This is a genomic window from Bisbaumannia salifodinae (genome assembly GCF_055388505.1).
Map to the genome: position 1 here is coordinate 3,933,203 of NZ_AP043781.1, position 22,293 is coordinate 3,955,495.

The following is a 22,293-nucleotide window of genomic DNA, read 5'->3' on the forward strand; positions in this document are numbered from 1 at the left end:
GGCGTCGTTACCTCAGCGGGCAGCGCTTATTCGGCGAGCTCCGCCTCGAAGGCCGCCTTCTCTTCCGCGGTGATCTCCTTGATGGAGAGCTTGACGCGATTGCGGTTGTCGATATCCAGCACCTTGACGATCACCTCGTCTCCCTCGTTGAGGAAGTCGCGAACGTCATTGACCCGCTCGGGGACGATCTGGGAGATATGCACCAGGCCGTCGGTGCCCGGCATGATATTGACGAAGGCGCCGAAGTCGGCAATACGCACCACCTTGCCGTTGTAGAGCTTGCCGATCTCCGCCTCGGCGGTGATCTCCAGGACGATATCGATGGCCGCCTTGGCCGCCGCCTTGTCGTCGGCATAGATGCGTACGGTGCCGTCGTCGTCCAGGTCGATGGAGGCGCCGGTGTCGTCGCAGATCTTGCGGATGGTGGCGCCGCCCTTGCCGATGACGTCGCGGATCTTCTCCGGGTCGATCTTGATGGTGGCCATGGAGGGCGCGTTCTCGGAGAGCTCATCGCGGCTCTGGCTGATTACCGCATTCATCTGCTCGAGGATATGCAGACGGGCATCGTAGGCCTGCTGCAGGGCGAGCTCCATGATCTCCTCGTTGATGCCCTCGATCTTGATATCCATCTGCAGGGCGGTGACGCCGGCGGCCGAACCGGCCACCTTGAAGTCCATGTCGCCCAGGTGATCCTCGTCACCGAGGATATCGGTGAGTACGGCGAACTTGTCGCCATCCTTGACCAGGCCCATGGCGATGCCCGCCACCGGCGCCTTGAGGGGCACGCCGGCATCCATCAGCGCCAGGGAGGTGCCGCACACCGAGGCCATGGAGCTGGAACCATTGGACTCGGTGATCTCGGAGACCACGCGAATGGTGTAGGGGAAGTCGTCCTCGGCGGGCAGCATGGCCTGGATACCACGCCGGGCCAGGCGACCATGGCCGATCTCGCGGCGCTTGGGGCCGCCCATGAAGCCGGCCTCGCCCACGCAATAGGGGGGGAAGTTGTAGTGCAGCAGGAAGCGATCCTTGCGTTCCCCCTCCAGGGATTCGATCAGCTGGGCATCACGCAATGTGCCCAGGGTGGCGATCACGATGGCCTGGGTCTCGCCACGGGTGAAGATGGCGGAGCCATGGGCCTTGGGCAGGCTGCCCACCTCGATGGCCAGCGGCCGTACGGTCTTGAGGTCGCGACCGTCGATGCGCGGCTCGCCATTGGTGACCCGGGCACGGACCACGCGCTTCTCGAGGCTGGCGAAGGCGCCCTTCACCTCGTCGGCGTCGAACTTGCCTTCCCCCTCGCCGGCCAGCTGCTCGACGGCCTCGGCCTTGGCGGCGGCCAGGGCGTCCTGGCGAACCATCTTGTCGGTGATACGATAGGCTTCACCCACCTTGGCCTCGAAGCCGCTGGCGATGGCCTCCTTGAGGGCGGTGTTCTCCGCCGTCGGCTGCCAGTCCCACTTGGGCTTGCCGGCCTCGGCAACCAGCTCATTGATGGCCTTGATGGCCACCTGCATCTCCTGGTGAGCGTAGAGGACGGCACCCAGCATCTCGTCCTCGAGCAGCTCCTTGGCCTCGGACTCGACCATCAGCACCGCCTTCTCGGTGCCGGCCACCACCATGTTCAGCTCGGAGGTGGTGAGCTCCTCGACGCTGGGGTTGAGGAAGTAGCCCTTGTCCTCGGAGAAACCGACCCGGGCGGCGCCGATGGGGCCGCCGAAGGGAATGCCGGAGATGGCCAGGGCCGCGGAGGTACCGATCAGGGCGGCGATATCCGGATCCTGGTTGCGATCCGCGGAGAGCACGGTGCAGATCACCTGGACTTCATTCATGAAGCCCTTGGGGAAGAGCGGGCGGATCGGGCGGTCGATCAGCCGCGAGGTGAGGGTTTCCTTCTCGGTGGGGCGCCCCTCGCGCTTGAAGAAGCCGCCGGGGATCTTGCCCACGGCATAGGTCTTCTCCTGATAGTGGACGGAGAGCGGGAAGAAGGGCTGGTTCGGGTTGGCCTCCTTCCGGCCCACCACGGTGCACAACACCACGGTATCGTCCATGGTGACCTGCACGGCGCCGGTGGCCTGGCGGGCGATGCGGCCGGTCTCGAGGGTGACGGTGCTGCGACCGTACTGGAATGTTTTCTTTACCGGGTTCACGGTGACGTCCTTACCTTTCGATGCGTTTTCATTTGCGGTCTGCTCGACTCGGCGATCATTTTAGGGCCTGCCGCTCGTCAGGGCCACCGCAACCTCGACCCTCGCCGCGGGAACCATAAAGCAAAACGGGCGACCCCAAGGGGCCGCCCGTTTCGTTGCCTTCCTGAGTCCGTCGATTAACGACGCAGACCCAGGCGCTGAATCAGTGCCTGATAGCGCTCGAAGTCCTTGCGCTTCAGGTAGTCCAGCAGCTTACGACGCTGGTTAACCATGCGGATCAGGCCACGACGGGAGTGGTGATCCTGCTTGTTGCTCTTGAAGTGATCCTGCAGGCCATTGATGTTGGCGCTCAGCAGGGCCACCTGCACTTCGGGGGAACCGGTGTCGTTCTCGCCACGGCCGAATTCCTTGACGATCTCGGCCTTCTGTTCAGCGGTCAGTGCCATCTGTGTCTCCAGTAAGCAATATGCCTGAATAATGAATGGGTGAGACCACGCATATTTGCAGTCTCGGCGATGCTCCTTAGGATGCGGCCGCGCTACTCAGCAGCCGCTTCGGTGCCACCTCCTGTGGCCCCGTTACCACGCCGAGGCCCAGGAAGGCCTCGTCATGATAGAGTCGTACCGTGCTGTCCACGGCCAGTTCACCCACCTCGAGCCGCGCCGACTGACCATGGGTCAGCCGACCGGCGGCGGCGGCCTCCACCGTCAGCGACGGCAGGTGCGCCACCAGCACATCCATCGGCAGCAGATGCGCCCGGTGCTGTGCCTCGTCGAGCCCCTCCAGGGCCTCGAGGGTCAGCATCCCCTCCGCCGTGAAGGGCCCGGTCTTCAGGCGCCGCAGGGCGGTGAGGTGGGCGCCGCAACCCAACGCCTCGCCGATATCCTCGGCCAGGGTGCGGATATAGGTGCCCTTGCTGACGCTGGCTTCCAGCGTGAACTCCCCGCCCTCCAGGGCGAGAAGGCGCACATCATAAACCGTCACGCGGCGGACTGCACGCTCGATCGTCTTGCCCTCGCGGGCCAGTTCATAGAGCGGGCGGCCCTGGTGCTTCAGCGCCGAATACATCGGCGGCAGCTGCTCGATCTCGCCGCGAAAGCGCGCGAGCACCGCCTCGATGGCCGCCTCGTCCAGCGCCGGCACCGGCCGCTCCCGGAGCACCTCGCCCTCGGCATCGCCGGTGGTCGTGGTCACCCCCAGGCGTAGCCGGGCGCGATAGACCTTGTCGGCCTCCAGCAGCTGCGACGAGAACTTGGTGGCCTCGCCGAAGCAGACCGGCAGCAGGCCGGTGGCCATGGGGTCCAGGGTGCCGGTATGTCCGGCCTTCTGGGCCTGATAGAGGCGCCGGGCGCGCTGCAGGGCCTGGTTGCTGGACAGGCCCTGGGGCTTGTCCAGCAGCAGGACACCGTCGATGGGCAGCCCGCGACGACGCCGTGCCATCAGCGCGGTTCCTCGTCGTCGTCCTGGCGGTCGCGATCGCTGGCCACCGCCTCGTCGATCAGCGAGGAGAGCCGCTGGCCCCGCACCACGCTTTCATCGTAGTGGAAGCGCAGTTCCGGCACATGGCGCAGCTTGATGCGGCGGCCGATCTGGCCGCGCAGGAAGCCCGCCGCCCGGCGCAGGATCACCAGGTTCGCCTTGATCGTCTCGGCGTCGTTCTCGCCCAGCAGGGTGATATAGACGTCGGCATAACCGAGGTCGCGACTCACCTTGACGCCGCTGACGGTGACCATGCCCAGGCGCGGATCCTTGACCTCGCGCTGGATCAGCACCGCCAGCTCCTTCTGCAGCTGGTCGGCGACCCGGTCGGTACGCTTGAATTCGCGCATGGGACTCTGCTCCTAGGGCGTTACAGCGAGCGCTCGACCTTGACCTGATCGAAGACCTCGATCTTGTCGCCGACCTGGACATCGTTGTAGTTCTTCACGCCGATGCCGCACTCCATGCCGTTGCGCACTTCCTGGACATCGTCCTTGAAGCGACGCAGCGACTCGAGCTCGCCCTCGTAGATAACCACGTTGTCGCGCAGTACGCGGATCTTCTTGCTGCGATAGACGGTACCCTCGACCACCATACAGCCGGCCACGGCACCGATCTTGGGCGCACGGAAGACGTCGCGGACCTCGGCCACACCGACGATCTCTTCCTTCCACTCCGGCGCCAGCATGCCGCTCATGGCCTGCTTGACCTCGTCGATCAGCTGGTAGATGACGCTGTAGTAGCGCAGATCCAGGCCTTCGCGCTCGATGATCTCGCGAGCGGCGGCGTCGGCACGTACGTTGAAGCCCACCACGATGGCCTCGGAGGCCAGCGCCAGGTTGGCATCGGTGCCGGTGATGCCACCCACCCCCGAAGAAACCACGGCCACCTGGACCTCGTCGGTGGAGAGCTCTTCCAGGGCGCCCTTGATGGCCTCCAGGGAGCCCTGGACATCGGCCTTGAGGACGATATTGACCTTGGCCACCTCGTCCTGGCCCATCTGGCTGAACATGTTCTCCAGCTTGGCCTTCTGCTGACGCGCCAGGCGCACCTCGCGGTACTTGCCCTGACGGAAGTTGGCGACCTCGCGGGCCTTCTTCTCGTCGGCCAGCACCATGAAGTCGTCGCCGGCATCCGGGGTACCGTCGAGGCCCTGGATCTCCACCGGCATGGCCGGGCCCACGGCATCGACCTGCTGGCCCAGCTCGTTGGTCAGGGCACGCACGCGGCCATAGTGCAGGCCGGCGAGGACGATATCGCCCTTCTTCAGGGTGCCGTTCTGGACCAGCACGGTGGCCACGGGACCGCGACCCTTGTCGAGGCGCGACTCGACCACCACGCCCTTGCCGGGCGCTTCCGGCACGGCCTTGAGCTCGAGCACCTCGGAGACCAGCTGCACCGCCTCGATCAGCTCGTCGATGCCTTCGCCGGTATGCGCGGAGACATGCACGAACTGGGTGTCGCCGCCCCACGCCTCGGAGATGACGCCGTGCTGGGACAGCTCGTTCTTGACCCGGTCGGGATCGGCGCCCGACTTATCCATCTTGTTGACCGCCACCACCAGGGGCACCTCGGCGGCCTTGGCGTGCTCGATGGCCTCGATGGTCTGGGGCATGACGCCGTCGTCGGCGGCCACCACCAGGATCACCACGTCGGTGGCCTTGGCACCACGGGCACGCATGGCGGTAAAGGCCGCGTGACCCGGGGTATCCAGGAAGGTCACCCCACCATGCGCGCCTTCCACGTGGTAGGCGCCGATATGCTGGGTGATGCCGCCGGCCTCGCCGGTGGCGACCTTGGCCTTACGGATATAGTCGAGCAGCGAGGTCTTGCCGTGGTCGACGTGACCCATCACGGTGACCACCGGCGAACGGGTGATCTCCTCGCCCTCGTAGGAGATGCCCTCGAGGACCTCGGTCTCCAGCGCATCGTCCTTGACCAGCTTGGGCTTGTGGCCCATTTCCTCCACCACGATGGCGGCGGTGTCCTGGTCGATGGTCTGGTTGATGGTCACCGCGGCACCCATGGTGAACATCGCCTTGATCACTTCGTTGGCCTTGATCGACATCTTGTCGGCCAGGTCGGCGACGCTGATCGACTCGGGGATCGAGACCTCGCGAACGATCGGCTGGGTGGGCTTCTGGAAACCGTGCTTGCCGCCGCTGTCGCGACCACCGCCACGGCGGGTGCTGCGACGCTCGGCGCGCTTGGCCTTCTTGGCGCCACCGCGACGCCGCTCGTCACGATCATCGTCATCGCGCTCGTGGCGGCCCTTCTTGGCGGCGGTCTTCTTGGGCGGCGCGGTGCGACGGTCGGTGCGCCCCTCCTTGGGCGGCGCCGGGGGCTGATCGCCGGCGGGCTGGCTGGTCTCCAGCTCGGGCACCGGAATCTCCGGCACCTCGACGGCCTTCTCGGCCTCCAGCTTGGCGGCGGCCTCCTGGGCGGCCTGCTCGGCGGCGCGCGCCTTGGCCTCTTCCGCTTCGCGAGCCTCACGCTTGGCTTCGGCCTCGGCCATGTCACCCACCAACTGGCGGGGGCCATGATCCTGGACCTTGGGCTCCTCGGCGGGCTGCTCTTCCTCGCGCTTCACATAGGTACGCTTCTTGCGCACCTGCACCTCGATGGTCTTGCCACGCTCACCGGTCTTGATGCGACTCTTGGTCTTGCGCGTCAGGGTGATGCGATTGCGGGCACCGGCACCGGCGCCACTGCCGCCGTGGCTCTTGGTGAGATAGTCGAGCAGGCAACGCTTGTCCTCTTCGGAGACGGCGTCGCTCTCGGACTTGTGGGGCAGTCCGGCTTCTTTCATCTGTTCCAGCAGGCGGGGCACATCGCGCCCCACCTTGGCTGCAAAATCTTTAACGGTCATGTCTGACATTGCGACCCTCCTGAGCCCGTGACCTGTTTACTGTTCGCTCTCGAACCATGGCGCACGGGCAGTCATGATCAGTGCCGCTGCGCGCTCTTCGTCCAACTCGTCGATGTCCGCCAGGTCGTCGACGGACTGCTCGGCCAGATCCTCCATCGTGACGATGCCCCGACTGGCCAGGATAAAGGCCAGATGCCGCTCCATGCCCTCCATCTCCAGCAGGTCATCGGCGGGCTGGGCACCATCGAGCTCCTCCTCGGAGGCAATGGCCAGGTTCAACAGCTCATCCTTGGCCCGCGCCCGCAGCTCCTCGACCAGCTCTTCATCGAGCTCCTCGATTTCGAGCATCTCTTCGGCGGGCACATAGGCGATCTCTTCCAGGGTGGTGAAGCCCTCTTCCACCAGCAGGCGGGCGAGGTCCTCGTCGATCTCCAGGTGCTGGATGAAATACTCCACCAGGCTGTCGATCTCCTGTTCACGCTTGCCCTCGGCCTCTTCCTCGGTCATGACGTTGAGCCGCCAGCCGGTGAGTTCCGAGGCCAGGCGCACGTTCTGGCCGCTGCGGCCGATGGCCTGGGCCAGGTTGTCCTCGGCCACGGCCACATCCATGGCGCCGGACTCTTCGTCCACCAGGATGGAGGCCACGTCGGCCGGGGCCATGGCGTTGATCACCAGCTGCGCCGGGTTGTCATCCCAGAGGATGATATCGACCCGCTCGTTCTGCAGCTCGGTGGAAACCGCCTGGACCCGGGAACCACGCATGCCCACGCAGGCACCCACCGGGTCGATGCGGCGATCATTGGTCTTGACGGCGATCTTGGCCCGGGAGCCCGGATCGCGGGCGGCGCCCTTGATCTCGATGAGCTGCTCGGCGATCTCCGGCACCTCGATCTTGAACAGCTCGATGATCAGTTCCGGGCAGGTGCGCGAGAGGATCAGCTGGGAACCGCGCGCCTCCGGATCCACCTTCATCAGCACCGCGCGGACCCGCTCGTTCATGCGGTAGCGCTCGCCGGGAATCATTTCGCTGCGCGGCAGGAAGGCCTCGGCGTTATCGCCCAGGTCGACGATCAGGCCGTCGCGGGTGGTCTTCTTGACGATGCCGGAGACCAGCTCGCCCTCGCGGTCGGAGTAGAGACGCACCACCTCGGCCCGCTCCGCCTCACGCACCTTCTGTACGATCACCTGCTTGGCGGTCTGGGCGGCGATACGACCGAAGGCGGCATTCTCGATCTTCTCTTCCACCACGTCGCCCAGGCCCAGGGGCGGATCCCGCCGCTCGGCATAGCTGAGCTTGATCTCGGCATCGGGGTTCTCGAAATCGTCGTCGTCGAGCACCTCCCAGCGACGGAAGGTCTCGTACTCGCCGGTCACGCGGTTGATCTTGACCCGGACGCTGACTTCCTGGTCCTCGAAGCGTTTGCGGGAGGCGCTCGCCAGCGCCGCCTCCACCGCCTCGAAGATCACTTCGCGCGGCACGCCCTTTTCGTTGGAGATGGCGTCAACGACCGCCAGAATCTCTTTGCTCATGCCATAGCCTCGCCAATAAACCTGTCCTTAGTCATCGAACCGCGGCACGACGCGCGCCTGCTCGATGCTGTCGATGGGAAAGCAGTACTCCTCGCCATCGAGTTGCAACAACACCTCGTCGCCCTCGACGCCGGCCAGGAGGCCCTGAAACTTGCGCCGCCCCTCGAAGGCCAGGCGCAGCTTGAGCGCCACCGTATGTCCGCGGTAACGCGCATAATGATCGAGGGTAAAGAGAGGGCGATCCATCCCCGGGGATGACACCTCGAGACGGTACTCTCCGGGGATCGGATCCTCCACATCGAAGATGGCACTGACCTGGCGGCTGATGGCCGCGCAGTCGTCCACCGTGACCCCTTCGGGGCCATCGATATAGATCACCAGACGGGAATGCTTGCCCTGGGAAAGATGGTCGATCCCCCAGAGCTCGAAGCCCATGGCGGTCACCACCGGTTCGATGAGCGCCTCGAGCGCTGAGTCCTTGATTGCCACGACGAAGACTCCTACAGCCGTTGCATCAGGCACCTGGCCAGGAGCGAAAGATAAGCTAGGTGACCGATGGGCGTGCTGCCAGACAGGCTGTCAACTAGACGGCCAAGTGGATGAGCGGCTAACAAAAAGCCCCTTCACTGGAAGGGGCCTTTTACAAGAAACCTTTCACACCATATTGGCCGTCTCGCCAAAATGGTAGCGGGGACCGGATTTGAACCGATGACCTTCGGGTTATGAGCCCGACGAGCTACCAGACTGCTCCACCCCGCATCTACAGGTCGGCGAGTATAGGTAATGGTTGCTATCGAGTCAAGCCATTACGTCGCCTGGGTGCTGATCTTGCTGAAAACGCACCGCGTTTTCGAATGGTGCCGAAGGCGGGACTTGAACCCGCACGGCCATAAGGCCACTACCCCCTCAAGATAGCGTGTCTACCAATTCCACCACTTCGGCATCAGGGGAGCGCTATTCGAAGACCGACTACTCGCCCGTCTCCTCGAGCACTGGCGCTGAATTATCCAGATCCTGCGGCCCTTCGTCAAGGGTCGGCACGGAATTTTGCTGCTCGATCAGGCGTGCATCGGGAATACCGGCCTCCGGTGCCTGCCCCGCCTGGCTGGCGAAGTAGGCCAGGGTCAGGGAGGTGGCGAAGAAGGCGGCCGCCAGCACGGCGGTCAGCTTGGCCAGGAAGCCCCCGGTACCACGGGAACCGAACACGGTCTGGGAGGCACCGCCACCGAAGGCGGCACCGGCTTCGGCGCCCTTGCCCTGCTGCAGCAGGATAAGGGCGACCAGGGCGATGGCGATCGCCACGTGGATCATAAGAATGGCAACTTGCACTTGCATGGTTTCAACCTGCTGACTGACAGATGGCTAGGAAATCGTCGACCTTGAGCGAGGCACCGCCCACCAGGCCGCCGTCGATATCGGGTTGGGAAAGCAGTTCGGCGGCATTACCGGCGTTCATGCTGCCGCCGTAGAGCAACCGGGTGGCCTCGGCCAGGGCCCTATCATAGGCCGCCAGGCAGCCACGCAGGGCGCCATGCACCCCCTGGGCCTGCTCGGGAGTCGCGGTCTTGCCGGTGCCGATCGCCCACACCGGCTCATAGGCGATCACCAGGCGGGCGCGCTGCTCGGCGGTCAGGGCGTCATAGACCGCCTTGACCTGCCCCAGCACCACCTCCATGGTGCGCCCGGCCTCGCGTTCGGCGAGGGTCTCGCCGACACACAGGATCGGCGTCAGGCCGGCCCCGAGGGCGGCCTGGACCCGGGCCAGTACGCCGGCATCATCCTCGTGGAAGAGGGTGCGCCGCTCGGAATGGCCCACCAACACATAGCGTACGCCCAGCTCGGCCAGCATGGGACCGCTGACCTCGCCGGTATAGGCGCCCTCGACGGCCTGATGCAGGGTCTGGGCCCCCAGCGCCACCGGCGCATCGGCCAGGGCCTGCCCCGCCGCCGCCAGATAGGGGAAGGGCACCACCAGGGCGACCTCGACGCCGGCCGGCAGCGAGGCGGTGGCCAGGGCCTGCCCGAAGCGCTCCACCAGCGCCAGGGAGCCATTCATCTTCCAGTTGCCGGCAATCAGCGGCGTACGCATAGACTGTCCTCGTTCAAGGTGGAGCGAAATGGTATAGGAGCGGCCCTAGCATGACAACCGCAGCCTGACAACCTCACCGTTCCGCCCCGGGGCCCATCGCCTTGAAATGGCCAAGGGAGGAGAGGCGTGCCGACCCCGCGCCCGCTCAGGCCATCTGGGCGCGCACATCGGCGGCGATCCGCTCGGCCAGGGCCTCCACGTCGAAGTGCGCACGCCCCTCCACCATCACCCGGATCAGCGGCTCGGTACCGGAAGGACGCAGCAGCACGCGCCCCTCATCGCCGAGCTCCGCCTCCACGGCGGCCACCGCCTCCTGCAACGCCGGGGTCGCCATCAGCGACTTGGCGTTACTGCCCGGCGTCAGGCGTACATTGACCAGCGCCTGGGGCACCTTCTCCAGGTCGGCCAGCAGCCGCGCCAGGGACTGCCCCTCGCGGACCATGATGGCCACCGCCTGGAGGGCGGCGACGATGCCGTCGCCGGTGGTCTGCACATGACCACAGACCAGATGCCCGGAAGACTCGCCCCCCAGCTGCCAGCCGTTGGCGGCCAGGCGCTCCATCACGTAGCGGTCGCCCACCTTGGCCCGCTCGAAGGGAATACCGAGGCGGGCGAAGGCCAGCTCGAGGCCGAAGTTGGTCATCAGAGTGCCCACCACCCCACCGCCCAGCTCGCCCCGCTCGTGGCGATCGCGAGCGATCAGGTAGAGGATATCGTCACCGTCCACCTCGCGACCGTCGGCATCCACCAACAATACCCGGTCACCGTCGCCATCGAAGGCGATCCCCAGGTCGGCGCCACGCTGGATCACCGCGGCGCGCAGGGCCGCCGGATGGGTGGAGCCCACCTCGCGGTTGATATTGAGGCCGTCCGGCTCGGCGCCGATCAGGCTCACTTCGGCGCCCAGCTCGCGGAACACGCTGGGGGCGATGTGATAGGTCGCCCCATGGGCGCAGTCGAGCACGATCTTCATGCCGTGCAGGCTGACGCGGTCGGGAATGGTCGACTTGCAGAACTCGATATAACGCCCCGGGGCGTCGTTGATGCGCACCGCCTTGCCCAGCTCGGCGGCGGCCACCGTGGTCAGCGGCTCGTCCAGCTCGGCCTCGATGCGCGCCTCGATGGCGTCGTCCAGCTTGACCCCCTCGGCGGAGAAGAACTTGATGCCGTTGTCGGCGAAGGGATTATGGGAGGCGGAAATCACGATACCGGCATCGGCACGGAAGGTGCGGGTCAGATAGGCGATCCCCGGGGTCGGCATCGGGCCCAGCAGCGAGACGTCCACCCCGGCGGCGGAGAGCCCCGCCTCCAGGGCCGACTCGAAGAGGTAACCGGAGATCCGGGTATCCTTGCCGATCAATACCTTGGTGCGCCCCTGGCGGGCCAGCACCCGACCGGTGGCCCAGCCCAGCTTGAGCATGAAGTCGGGGGTGATGGGGAACTCCCCCACGGTGCCACGGATCCCGTCCGTGCCGAAATAGCGTCGACTCATGAGTCACATCCTTCCTGGAGTACGGCCCAGGTCATATTGATGGCATCCACGCTGGGCCCTACATCATGGACACGCAGGATTCGTGCGCCGCGCTCCACGGCCAGGGCCGCCAGGGCCAGGCCGCCGGGCAGGCGCTCTTCAACGGGGCGCTCCAGCACCTTGCCGATCATGCTCTTGCGGGACATGCCCACCAGCAGTGGCAGCTTCAGTGCCTGCAGGCGCTCCATACGGTGCAGCAGGCGCAGGTTATGCTCCACCGTCTTGGCGAAGCCGAAGCCGGGATCGAGCAACAGCCGCTCGGGGCGCAGCCCCGCCGCCAGGCAGGCGGCCACCCGCGCCTCGAGGAAGTCGGCCACCGCCTCCTCCACCGGCACCTCGTAATGGGGCGCCACCTGCATATCGCCGGGCTCGCCGAGCATATGCATCAGGCACACCGGCAGGCCGCTATGGGCCGCCGCCTGCAGGGCGCCATCGCGGCGCAGGGCGCGCACGTCATTGATCATGCCCGCCCCCAGGGCGGCGCTCTCGCGCATCACCTCGGGGCTGCTGGTATCCACCGAGACCAAGGCATCCAGCTCGCGCACCAGGGCCTCCACCACCGGGGCGACCCGATCCAGCTCCTGCCGGGGGGACACCGGGGCAGCGCCGGGGCGGGTCGACTCGCCACCCACGTCGATGATGGCGGCGCCCTCGGCGAGCATCTGTTCGGCACGGCGCAGGGCATCGTCCAGCGCCACATGGCGACCGCCGTCGGAGAAGGAGTCCGGGGTGACATTGAGAATCCCCATGACCCGGGGATAGGAGAGGTCGAGCCGATGGCGGCCACAATGCAGCAGGGGCGCGGGTTGTCCGTCGCTCATGGGCGGATCCTGACGAGATGGGCAAGAAAGGGAGGGGAACTACTCTAATCAGCCACCGCGCCCCATGCAAGGCGACAGACAGGCCATCGGGGCCATTGCCGCCGGGATAGCACAAGGACGGGGCCCCCGGCATAACGCAACAGGCGCCCCGAGGGGCGCCTGTGTCGGCTTACTGGCCGGCGGGGCCGCCGAGGGGATCCGAGGGCCGGCGGCGCGGCTCGTCATCCTCCTCGTTATCGCCATCCTCGGCGGAGGGCGCCTGGGCATCGTCCGGCTTGGCCTGGGCATCCGGAGTGATACCGGCACCGCCGCTGCCATCGTCATCCCACCCCTCGGGCGGACGCGGATCGCGGCCTTCCATGATGTCCTTGAGCTGGTCGGCGTCGATGGTCTCGTACTTCATCAGCGCCCCGGCCATGGCATCCAGCTTGTCGCGGTTCTCTTCGAGGATCTGCCGGGCCTTGGCGTAGCACTCGTCGATGATCCGCCGCACTTCCTTGTCGAGCCTGGAGGTGGTTTCGCCGGACTTGAACTTGCCGCCGCCCTGCCCCGGCGCGCCGAGGAACTGGTGCGACTCGTCCTCGTCGTACATGATCGGCCCGAGCTCCTCGGAGAGCCCCCACTTGGCCACCATGTTGTGGGCCAGCTCGGTGGCACGCTTGATATCGTTCGACGCCCCCGTGGTGACGCCATCCGGCCCCAGGGTCATCTCCTCGGCGATACGCCCGCCGAACAGCGAGCAGATCTGGCTGATGATCTGCCGGCGGGAGAGGCTGTAGCGATCCTCCTCCGGCAGGAACATGGTCACGCCCAACGCCCGACCACGGGGGATGATGGTGACCTTGTAGACCGGATCGTGATCGGGCATCACCAGGCCGATGATGGCGTGGCCCGACTCGTGGTAGGCGGTGTTCAGCTTCTCCTTCTCGGACATCACCATGGACTTGCGCTCGGCGCCCATCATGATCTTGTCCTTGGCCAGCTCCAGCTCCTCCATGCTCACCAGGCGCTTGTTGCGGCGCGCGGCGAACAGGGCGGCCTCGTTGACCAGGTTGGCCAGGTCGGCGCCGGAGAAGCCCGGGGTACCGCGGGCGATCAGCGACGGCTTGACGTCGTCGGCCAGGGGCACCTTGCGCAGGTGCACATTGAGGATATGCTCGCGGCCGCGGATATCCGGCAGGCCCACGGTGACCTGGCGGTCGAAGCGGCCCGGGCGCAGCAGCGCCGGATCGAGGACGTCGGGGCGGTTGGTGGCGGCGATGACGATGATGCCCTCGTTGGCCTCGAAGCCGTCCAGCTCCACCAGCAACTGGTTGAGGGTCTGCTCGCGCTCGTCGTTGCCGCCGCCCATGCCGACGCCCCGGGAGCGGCCCACGGCATCGATCTCGTCGATAAAGATGATGCAGGGCGCCTGCTTCTTGGCCTGCTCGAACATGTCGCGGACCCGCGAGGCGCCCACGCCGACGAACATCTCGACGAAGTCGGAGCCGGAGATCGAGAAGAAGGGCACCTTGGCCTCGCCGGCGATGGACTTGGCCAGCAGGGTCTTGCCGGTCCCCGGCGGCCCCACCATCAGCACGCCGCGGGGGATGGTGCCGCCCAGGCGCTGGAACTTGGAGGGGTCGCGCAGGAAGTCGACCAGTTCCTCCACCTCCTCCTTGGCCTCGTCACAGCCGGCCACGTCGGCGAAGGTGGTCTTGATCTGGTCCTGGGAGAGCAGCTTGGCCTTGGACTTGCCGAAGCTCATCGGCCCGCCCTTGCCGGCCCCGCCCCCCTGCATCTGGCGCATAAAGAAGAGGAAGATCGCCAGGATGATCAGGATCGGGAAGCTGGCCACCAGCAGCCGTGTCCACAGGCTCTGCCGCTCGGGCTCCTTGCCGATCACGGTGACGTTGTTGGCGAGCAGGTCGTCCATCAACTTGGGATCCTCCGCCGCCGGGCGGATGGTCTGGAAGGAGGAGCCATCGCTGCGCTCGCCACTGATGGTATAGCCATCAATGGTGACGCTACGAATCTGCTGGTTCTGCACCTGCTGGACGAACTGGGAATAGTTCATCGCCTGGGGTGAGCTGTCGACACTGAAGTTGTTGAACACCGTCAGCAATACCGCCGCGATGACCAACCACAGGATCAGGTTCTTCGCCATATCATTCAAGGGAACACCCTCATTGCTAAATCGATCTGCGTACCGGCTAGGCATTTGACATTACAGCAGCCGCGGGTGTTCAACCACCCCAAGAGGGACAGTGACACAAATGCATCCGCCCTGTCTGGCTATCGCCTCGGTTGAGGGAGGCTATTGTCCGCCTAGCCTCGGAAATCTTCCGCCAGCAGGTAGACCTCACGGGAACGTGCCCGGGAAGCCTCCGGCTTGCGGGTCACCACCCGAGCGAAGCTGCCACGCAGCTCCTTCAGGTAGGCATCGAAACCTTCGCCCTGGAACACCTTGGCCAGGAAGCGCCCCCCGGGACTCAGGGTCTGGCGAGCCAGATCCAGCGCCAGCTCCACCAGGTACATGGCCTGGGGCTGATCGATGGCGGCCATACCACTCATATTGGGGGCCATATCGGACATCACCAGATCCACCGGGCGCTCGCCCAGGGTGGCGAGGATCGCCTCCAGGGCCGCCTCCTCGGTGAAATCCCCCTGGATAAACTCGACCCCGGCCAGGGCATCCATCTCGAGGATATCCGAGGCGATCACCAGGCCCTTGGCACCCACCTTCTCGGCGGCCACCTGACTCCAGCCACCCGGGGCCGCCCCCAGGTCGATCACCGTCATGCCCGGCTTGAACAGCCTGTCCTTCGCGTCCAGCTCCATCAGCTTGTAGCTGGCCCGGCTGCGGTAGCCGTCCTGCCAGGAGCGCTGCACATACTGATCATCGAAGTGTTCCTTGAGCCAGCCGGCACTGGACTTGCTGGCCTGGCGCGGAGACGCGGACTTGCGGGGACGGGAAGGAGATGTCACTACAGCACCTGGGATCGTGAATTCGCCACACGTAGAGCGGGGCCGGAAGGCGCCGACGGAAGGCTTTCACCGCGGCGGTTTTCGCCTTACCATGGCGGGTTCAGCGCAACCGGAAACCTCACGATACCATGAGCTTGTCACAGGCACAAAAGAAAGCATTTCGCAGCATCGGCCACCACCTCAACCCCGTGGTCACCCTCTCCGAGAACGGCATCTCCGAGGGCGTCCTGGCCGAGCTGGACCGGGCGCTGGCGGATCACGAGCTGATCAAGGTCAAGCTGGCCCTGCCGGAGCGGGACGACCGCGCCGCCATGATCGAGGAACTGGTGGCGACCAGCGGCGCCGAGCTGGTGCAGACCATCGGCAAGATGGCCCTGCTCTACCGCAAGAATCCCAAGGCCAACCCCAAGCTGTCCAATATCAAGCGGTTCGAAGGCCACCACGGACGGCACTGACGCCCGAGCGCCAAGCGGGCCAGGCGGCCAAGAAAGGAAGCCCCGCAGACTCTCGTCTGCGGGGCTTCTTCTTGCCTGGCGTATCCTGCCGCACCCGCCGCCCGTCACCGAGCGGCTTGGCGCTTGTGGCTTGGTGCTCGGCGCTTACAGGTGCTCGACACCAGAGATTTCGTACTCCACATCGCCGCCGGGGGTCTTGACCAGCACCACATCCCCCTCTTCCTTGCCGATCAGGGCCCGGGCAATGGGCGAGGTCACCGAGATGCGCCCCGCCTTGATATCGGCCTCGTCCTCGCCAACGATGCGGTAGGTCACCTCCTCGTCGGTATCCAGGTTGAGCAGCCCCACGGTCACGCCGAAGATCACCTTGCCGGTCTTGGGCAGCTTGGTGACATCGATCACCTGGGCGCTCCCGAGCTTGCCTTCGATCTCCTTGATGCGCCCCTCGATAAAGCCCTGCTGTTCACGGGCCGCGTGGTACTCGGCGTTCTCCTTGAGATCGCCATGCTCACGAGCCTCGGCAATGGCATTGATCACCTTCGGCCGTTCGACGCTCTTGAGCTGATCCAGCTCGCCCCGCAGGCGCTGCTCGCCTGCCACGGTCATCGGGACCTTGTTCATTGACTGGCTCCTGCATGCAATTCCTGAAGCCGCCGCACGGTGATCTGGTTACCGTACTCCAGCGCCATGCAAACGGCGCGGGCCCCCGCCAGGGTGGTGGCATAGGGCACCTTGCGGGCAAGGGCGGTGCGGCGGATGATCGAGGAGTCGTTGATGGCCTGACGCCCCTCGGTGGTGTTGACGATATAGGCCACTTCGTCGTTCTTGAGCCGATCGACGATATGCGGCCGCCCCTCGTAGACCTTGTTGACCACCGACACCTCGAGGCCGGCCGCTTCGAGGGCGGCGGCGGTGCCGCGGGTGGCGCAGAGGGAGAAACCCAATGCTAGCAGAGATTGGGCCACCTCGACGATGGCGGCCTTGTCCGGCTCGCGCACCGAGAGGAAGGCCAGCCGCTGGCCATTGAGGCCCGGCATCGGCTCGTTGGCGCCCAACTGGGCCTTGAAGAAGGCCTCGGCGAAGGTCTCGCCGGAGCCCATCACCTCGCCGGTGGACTTCATCTCCGGCGACAGGATGGGATCAACGCCGGGGAACTTGTTGAACGGGAAGACCGCCTCCTTGACGCTGTAGAAGGGCGGCACGATCTCGTGCTCGAAGCCCTGCTCGGCCAGGGTGGTGCCGGCCATGCAGCGGGCGGCGATCTGGGCCAGGGAGGTGCCGATGCACTTGGAGACGAAGGGCACGGTGCGCGAGGCCCGCGGATTGACCTCGATGACGTAGATCTCGCCGTCCTGCCAGGCCAGCTGCACGTTCATCAGGCCCTTGACGCCCAGCTCCACCGCCATGCGCTTGACCTGCTCGCGCATCTCGTCCTGCACCTCGGCGGGCAGCGAATAGGGCGGCAGCGAGCAGGCGGAGTCACCGGAGTGCACCCCGGCCTGTTCGATATGCTGCATGATGCCGCCGATCACCACCTGCTGGCCGTCGGAGACCGCATCGATATCGATCTCGATGGCGGCATTGAGGAAGTGGTCGAGCAGCACCGGCGAGTCGTTGGAGACCTTGACCGCATGGGTCATGTAGTTCTCCAGCTCGGAGGCGTCGTAGACGATCTCCATGGCGCGGCCGCCGAGCACGTAGCTGGGGCGCACCACCAGCGGATAGCCGATCACCTCGGCCTTGGCGAAGGCCTCGTCGAAGCTGCGCGCGGTGGCATTGGGCGGCTGCTTGAGGCCCAGCTTGTCGATCATCTGCTGGAAGCGCTCGCGGTCCTCGGCGCGGTCGATGGCGTCCGGGGTGGTGCCGATGATCGGCACGCCGGCGGCCTCGAGTTCGCGGGCCAGCTTCAGCGGCGTCTGGCCGCCGAACTGGACGATCACGCCCACCGGCTGCTCCTTGTCGGCGATCTCCAGCACGTCCTCCAGGGTCACCGGCTCGAAGTAGAGGCGATCACTGGTGTCGTAGTCGGTGGAGACGGTCTCCGGGTTGCAGTTGACCATGATGGTCTCATAGCCGTCGTCACGCATGGCCAGCGCGGCATGCACGCAGCAGTAGTCGAACTCGATGCCCTGGCCGATGCGGTTGGGGCCACCACCCAGCACCATGATCTTCTGGCGGTCGCTGACCTCGGCCTCGCACTCCTCCTCGTAGGTGGAGTACATGTAGGCGGTATCGGAGGCGAACTCCGCGGCACAGGTATCGACGCGCTTGTAGACCGGACGGATGCCGGCCTTCTGGCGAGTCTTGCGGAACTCCTTCTCGGAGACGCCCAGCAGGCCGGCCAGGCGGGCATCGCTGAAGCCCTTGCGCTTGAGGCGCAGCAGGGCCCGGGCGTCCAGTTCGGAGAGCGAGCGGGTGGCCAGGTCAGCCTCGGTCTTGATCAGGTCCTCGATCTGCACCAGGAACCAGGGGTCGATCCTGGTCAGGGCGAAGATCTCGTCGACGCTCATCCCGGCACGCATGGCATCGGCGACAAAGAAGATGCGCTCGGCGCCGGCGGCCTGCAGCTCGCCCTTGATCTGCGCCATGCTCTCGGTGGTGAACTCGGTGACGATGGGGTCGAGGCCGTCGTTGCCGGTCTCCAGGCCACGCAGCGCCTTGTGCAGCGACTCCTGGAAGGTGCGCCCGATGGCCATCACCTCGCCCACCGACTTCATCTGGGTGGTCAGGCGGTCGTTGGCCTGGGGGAACTTCTCGAAGGTGAAGCGCGGAATCTTGGTGACCACATAGTCGATGGACGGCTCGAAGGACGCCGGGGTGCGGCCGCCGGTGATGTCGTTCTGCAGCTCGTCCAGGGTGTAGCCGATGGCCAGCTTGGCGGCGATCTTGGCGATCGGGAAGCCGGTGGCCTTGGAGGCCAGGGCCGAGGAGCGAGAGACCCGCGGGTTCATCTCGATCACCACCACGCGGCCGGTCTTGGGATCCACGCCGAACTGGACGTTGGAGCCGCCGGTCTCGACGCCGATCTCGCGCAGCACCGCCAGGGAGGCGTCGCGCATGATCTGGTATTCCTTGTCGGTCAGCGTCTGGGCCGGGGCCACGGTGATGGAGTCACCGGTGTGCACGCCCATGGGGTCGAAGTTCTCGATGGCGCAGACGATGATGCAGTTGTCGTTCTTGTCACGAACGACCTCCATCTCGTACTCCTTCCACCCCAGCAGCGACTCGTCGATCAGCAGCTCATGGTTGTTGGAGAGCTCGAAGCCGCGGATACAGATCTCCTCGAACTCCTCCTTGTTGTAGGCCACGCCGCCGCCGGAGCCGCCCATGGTGTAAGAGGGGCGGATAATGGTCGGGAAGCCCAGCTCGGCCTGGATCTCCCAGGCCTCGGCCATGGAGTGCGCCACCTTGGCCTTGGGGCACTCCAGGCCGATGTTCTTCATCGCCTTGTCGAAGAGGTCGCGATCCTCGGCCTTGTTGATGGCATCGGCGTTGGCGCCGATCATCTCCACGCCGTGCTTCTCGAGCACGCCGTGCTTGTCCAGGTCGAGGGCGCAGTTGAGCGCGGTCTGGCCGCCCATGGTGGGCAGGATGGCATCGGGGCGCTCGGCCTCGATGATCTTCTCCACCGCCTGCCAGGTGATCGGCTCGATATAGGTGGCATCGGCCATGGCCGGGTCGGTCATGATGGTGGCCGGGTTGGAGTTGACCAGGATGACCCGGTAGCCCTCCTCGCGCAGCGCCTTGCAGGCCTGGGCGCCGGAGTAGTCGAATTCGCAGGCCTGGCCGATGACGATGGGGCCGGCGCCGATGATCAGGATGCTTTGGATGTCTGTACGCTTGGGCATGGTGCTTCCCGCAGAAAAAGGGTGACGAACGAGGATCGACGGACGGGCGATTGACGGCGCGCCCGGCTCATCTCGATAACGGTCGGGCGATTATCGGCGCGCCTTGATCATCTCGATAAAGCGGTCGAACAGCGGCGCCACGTCACGCGGCCCGGGGCTGGCTTCCGGGTGCCCCTGGAAGCCGAAGGCCGGGCGGTCGGTGCGCTCGATGCCCTGCAGGGTGCCATCGAACAGCGAACGATGGGTGGCGCGCAGGGTGGCCGGCAGGCTCGCCTCGTCGGCGGCGAAACCGTGGTTCTGGCTGGTGATCATCACCTGGCCGCCGTCGAGGTCCTGCACCGGGTGGTTGGCACCATGGTGGCCATGGCCCATCTTCACGGTATTGGCGCCGCTGGCCAGGGCCAGCAGCTGGTGGCCCAGGCAGATGCCGAACACCGGGATCCCGGTCTCGAGGATCTCCTGAATCGCGGCGATGGCGTAATCGCAGGGCTCGGGGTCACCGGGGCCGTTGGAGAGGAAGATGCCGTCCGGGTTCATGGCCAGCACCTCGGCGGCCGGGGTCTGGGCCGGCACCACGGTGAGGCGGCAGCCACGGGAGGCCAGCATGCGCAGGATATTGCGCTTGACGCCGTAATCGTAGGCCACCACATGATAGGGGCGCTCGGTCCGGGCGGTATCGGCATAGCCCTCGCCCAGGGCCCACTCGCCCTCGCTCCACTCGTAGGCGCGCTGGCAGGTCACTTCCTTGGCCAGGTCCATGCCCTTGAGACCCGGGAAGGCGCGGGCGGCCTCCAGGGCACGGGCCACGGCGTCATCACCCTCGGCGTCGGCTCCGGCCAGGATGGCACCGTTCTGGGAGCCCTTGTCGCGGAGGATGCGGGTCAGGCGACGGGTGTCGATATCGGCGATGCCCAGGACGTTCTGGCTCTTGAGGTAGGCATCCAGGGACTGCTCGCAGCGGAAGCTGCTGGCCAGCAGCGGCAGATCGCGGATCACCAGGCCGGCGGCGGCGATGGCATCGGACTCCACGTCCTCGGCATTGATGCCGGTGTTGCCGATATGGGGGTAGGTCAGGGTGACGATCTGTCGGGAATAGGAGGGATCGGTGAGGATTTCCTGGTAGCCGGTCATGGCCGTATTGAACACCACCTCACCGCTGGTCAGGCCATCGGCTCCGATGGCAGACCCATGGAAAACGCTACCATCTTCCAAGGCCAATATCGCGGGTCTGTTCAACGCAACTTCCTCCCATGCTGGTGAGACCGGCCGGAGAGGCGGTCTCGATAACCGACAAAGTAATCGCTGGTGGGCGCCTGATTCGAGTCGTAAAAAAGCGGGACGAAAGCCGATAAGACCGGTTTCATCCCGCTTTTTAGCATTATTCTATGCCCTTGGGCCGCCTCGACACGCCTCTGCGGGACAGATTCTCGCAGCGCCCGGCCAAAATTTTTGGAATATTACAGGATTCGCCGCAGGCTCGCCACCCCCGTCTACCTCATCGCAGAGCGATTGCAGTTAACACGCCCTCTCCTCGGAGGCCGGGGCTACCCTGGGGGCAGGCACTCCGCAAAGACGCTGTGAACCCGTCCCTGGGCGCTCGACTTTTTCGCCCATGAAAAAGACGCTTTGCTCCGACCTGCCCCCAGCGCCCCTTGGCTATTCCAGCTTTGGTATACCCGTATTACCTTGCTGTTAATCCGCCAAGCCCAGCACATCCTGCATATCGTAGCGGCCGGCCGGACGCTCCGCGACCCAACGGGCCGCCCGCACCGCGCCCTTGGCGAAGGTCATGCGGCTCGACGCCTTGTGGGTGATCTCGATACGCTCGCCCTCGGTGGCGAACATCACGGTGTGCTCGCCGACAATATCCCCGGCGCGGACGGTGGCGAAGCCGATCTCCTTGTCGCTGCGCGGGCCGCACTGCCCCACCCGCTCGAAGACGCCATGCTCCTTGAGGGTGCGCCCCAGGGACTCGGCCACCACCTCGCCCATCTTCAGGGCGGTGCCGGAGGGGGCATCCACCTTGTGGCGATGGTGCGCCTCCACCACCTCGATATCGTAGCCCTCGTCGCCCAGCGCCCTGGCGGCGGTCTGCAGCAGCTTGAGGGTCAGGTTGACGCCCACGCTCATATTGGGGGCGAAGACGAAGGGCACCCGGTCCCGATAGGCATCCAGCTCGGCCAGCTCGTCGTCATCCAGGCCGGTGGTGCCGATCACGATGCGCTTGCCGTGCTCGGCGCAGAAGGCCAGGTTGCCCAGGGTCACCCGGGGCGCGGTGAAGTCGATCAGCACATCGAAGTCATCGACGATGGCTTCCAGGGAGTCCACCGCGGTGACGCCCAGCTTGCCCAGACCGGCCAGCTCGCCCAGGTCGGCCCCCACCAGGGAGCTGCCCGGCTCGACGCTGCCCCCGGCCAGGCTGGCCTGGGGGTCCTGCTGCACGGCGTTGACCAGGGTGCGGCCCATGCGGCCGGCGACACCGACGATGGCGATACGGGTCATGTGGACTCCTGAAAAGTGACGACTGGGAAAGGGCCGCAGTATAGCAGAGCGC

The 22,293-nt window shown here is 65.8% G+C and carries 18 protein-coding genes and 2 tRNA genes; 1 reads left to right on the top strand and 19 read right to left on the bottom strand.

Going from position 1 to position 22,293, the window contains the following annotated elements:
* Positions 1 to 26: 26 nt before the first annotated feature.
* The 15 genes from pnp to rlmE all read right to left on the bottom strand — a co-directional run bounded on the left by pnp (position 27) and on the right by rlmE (position 15,436).
* Positions 27 to 2,150, bottom strand: a complete 2,124-nt coding sequence (gene pnp, locus ACZ5EF_RS18370; RefSeq protein ID WP_346061119.1) for a polyribonucleotide nucleotidyltransferase — start codon at positions 2,148 to 2,150, stop codon at positions 27 to 29.
* A gap of 176 nt (positions 2,151 to 2,326) precedes the next feature.
* The gene (gene rpsO, locus ACZ5EF_RS18375) at positions 2,327 to 2,596 is read right to left on the bottom strand and encodes a 30S ribosomal protein S15 (RefSeq protein WP_346061118.1); all 270 of its coding nucleotides are present in this window, start codon (positions 2,594 to 2,596) and stop codon (positions 2,327 to 2,329) included.
* Between the two features lie 76 nt (positions 2,597 to 2,672).
* Positions 2,673 to 3,590: a tRNA pseudouridine(55) synthase TruB gene (gene truB / locus ACZ5EF_RS18380; RefSeq protein WP_346061117.1), complete on the bottom strand. Its 918-nt coding sequence runs from the start codon at positions 3,588 to 3,590 to the stop codon at positions 2,673 to 2,675.
* Positions 3,590 to 3,979 (bottom strand): 30S ribosome-binding factor RbfA, encoded by a 390-nt coding sequence (gene rbfA / locus ACZ5EF_RS18385; RefSeq protein ID WP_346061116.1) that lies wholly within the window; start codon positions 3,977 to 3,979, stop codon positions 3,590 to 3,592. The genes truB and rbfA overlap by 1 nt, the downstream gene beginning before the upstream one ends.
* Before the next feature lie 20 nt (positions 3,980 to 3,999).
* The gene (gene infB / locus ACZ5EF_RS18390) at positions 4,000 to 6,507 is read right to left on the bottom strand and encodes a translation initiation factor IF-2 (protein WP_346061115.1); all 2,508 of its coding nucleotides are present in this window, start codon (positions 6,505 to 6,507) and stop codon (positions 4,000 to 4,002) included.
* 27 nt (positions 6,508 to 6,534) lie between these two features.
* A complete protein-coding gene (gene nusA, locus ACZ5EF_RS18395; RefSeq protein WP_346061114.1) occupies positions 6,535 to 8,028 on the bottom strand; it encodes a transcription termination factor NusA in 1,494 nt (497 codons plus the stop codon).
* A gap of 27 nt (positions 8,029 to 8,055) precedes the next feature.
* Positions 8,056 to 8,517: a ribosome maturation factor RimP gene (gene rimP / locus ACZ5EF_RS18400; RefSeq protein ID WP_346061113.1), complete on the bottom strand. Its 462-nt coding sequence runs from the start codon at positions 8,515 to 8,517 to the stop codon at positions 8,056 to 8,058.
* 193 nt (positions 8,518 to 8,710) lie between these two features.
* Positions 8,711 to 8,787, bottom strand: a tRNA-Met gene (locus ACZ5EF_RS18405).
* A 96-nt stretch (positions 8,788 to 8,883) separates the two neighbouring features.
* Positions 8,884 to 8,970 (bottom strand) — tRNA-Leu (locus ACZ5EF_RS18410).
* Positions 8,971 to 8,997: 27 nt separating this feature from the next.
* Positions 8,998 to 9,357: a preprotein translocase subunit SecG gene (gene secG / locus ACZ5EF_RS18415; RefSeq protein ID WP_346061144.1), complete on the bottom strand. Its 360-nt coding sequence runs from the start codon at positions 9,355 to 9,357 to the stop codon at positions 8,998 to 9,000.
* 10 nt (positions 9,358 to 9,367) lie between these two features.
* Positions 9,368 to 10,117, bottom strand: coding sequence for a triose-phosphate isomerase (tpiA, locus tag ACZ5EF_RS18420; protein WP_346061112.1), 750 nt, complete (start codon positions 10,115 to 10,117; stop codon positions 9,368 to 9,370).
* A gap of 145 nt (positions 10,118 to 10,262) precedes the next feature.
* Positions 10,263 to 11,609 carry a phosphoglucosamine mutase gene (gene glmM, locus ACZ5EF_RS18425; protein ID WP_346061111.1) on the bottom strand — a complete coding sequence of 449 codons (1,347 nt, stop codon included), beginning with the start codon at positions 11,607 to 11,609 and terminating at the stop codon, positions 10,263 to 10,265.
* On the bottom strand, positions 11,606 to 12,469 hold the full coding sequence (gene folP, locus ACZ5EF_RS18430; protein WP_464122573.1) for a dihydropteroate synthase: 864 nt from the start codon (positions 12,467 to 12,469) through the stop codon (positions 11,606 to 11,608). The genes glmM and folP overlap by 4 nt, the downstream gene beginning before the upstream one ends.
* Positions 12,470 to 12,638: 169 nt before the next feature.
* Positions 12,639 to 14,624, bottom strand: a complete 1,986-nt coding sequence (gene ftsH / locus ACZ5EF_RS18435; protein WP_346061110.1) for an ATP-dependent zinc metalloprotease FtsH — start codon at positions 14,622 to 14,624, stop codon at positions 12,639 to 12,641.
* Between the two features lie 152 nt (positions 14,625 to 14,776).
* Positions 14,777 to 15,436: a 23S rRNA (uridine(2552)-2'-O)-methyltransferase RlmE gene (rlmE, locus tag ACZ5EF_RS18440; RefSeq protein ID WP_346061109.1), complete on the bottom strand. Its 660-nt coding sequence runs from the start codon at positions 15,434 to 15,436 to the stop codon at positions 14,777 to 14,779.
* A gap of 128 nt (positions 15,437 to 15,564) precedes the next feature.
* On the opposite strand from rlmE, the gene yhbY reads away from it, so the two are divergent.
* Positions 15,565 to 15,891, top strand: a complete 327-nt coding sequence (gene yhbY / locus ACZ5EF_RS18445) for a ribosome assembly RNA-binding protein YhbY (protein ID WP_346061108.1) — start codon at positions 15,565 to 15,567, stop codon at positions 15,889 to 15,891.
* 144 nt (positions 15,892 to 16,035) lie between these two features.
* On the opposite strand, the gene greA is transcribed toward yhbY, so the two are convergent.
* The 4 genes from greA to dapB form a co-directional block, all read right to left on the bottom strand.
* Positions 16,036 to 16,512, bottom strand: coding sequence for a transcription elongation factor GreA (gene greA, locus ACZ5EF_RS18450; RefSeq protein WP_346061107.1), 477 nt, complete (start codon positions 16,510 to 16,512; stop codon positions 16,036 to 16,038).
* Positions 16,509 to 19,739: a carbamoyl-phosphate synthase large subunit gene (carB, locus tag ACZ5EF_RS18455; RefSeq protein ID WP_346061106.1), complete on the bottom strand. Its 3,231-nt coding sequence runs from the start codon at positions 19,737 to 19,739 to the stop codon at positions 16,509 to 16,511. Before carB ends, greA begins: the two co-directional genes overlap by 4 nt.
* Positions 19,740 to 19,829: 90 nt before the next feature.
* The gene (carA, locus tag ACZ5EF_RS18460; RefSeq protein WP_346061105.1) at positions 19,830 to 20,975 is read right to left on the bottom strand and encodes a glutamine-hydrolyzing carbamoyl-phosphate synthase small subunit; all 1,146 of its coding nucleotides are present in this window, start codon (positions 20,973 to 20,975) and stop codon (positions 19,830 to 19,832) included.
* Between the two features lie 456 nt (positions 20,976 to 21,431).
* Entirely contained in the window at positions 21,432 to 22,241 is an 810-nt protein-coding gene (gene dapB / locus ACZ5EF_RS18465; RefSeq protein WP_346061104.1) for a 4-hydroxy-tetrahydrodipicolinate reductase, read from the bottom strand.
* Between the last annotated feature and the right edge of the window lie 52 nt (positions 22,242 to 22,293).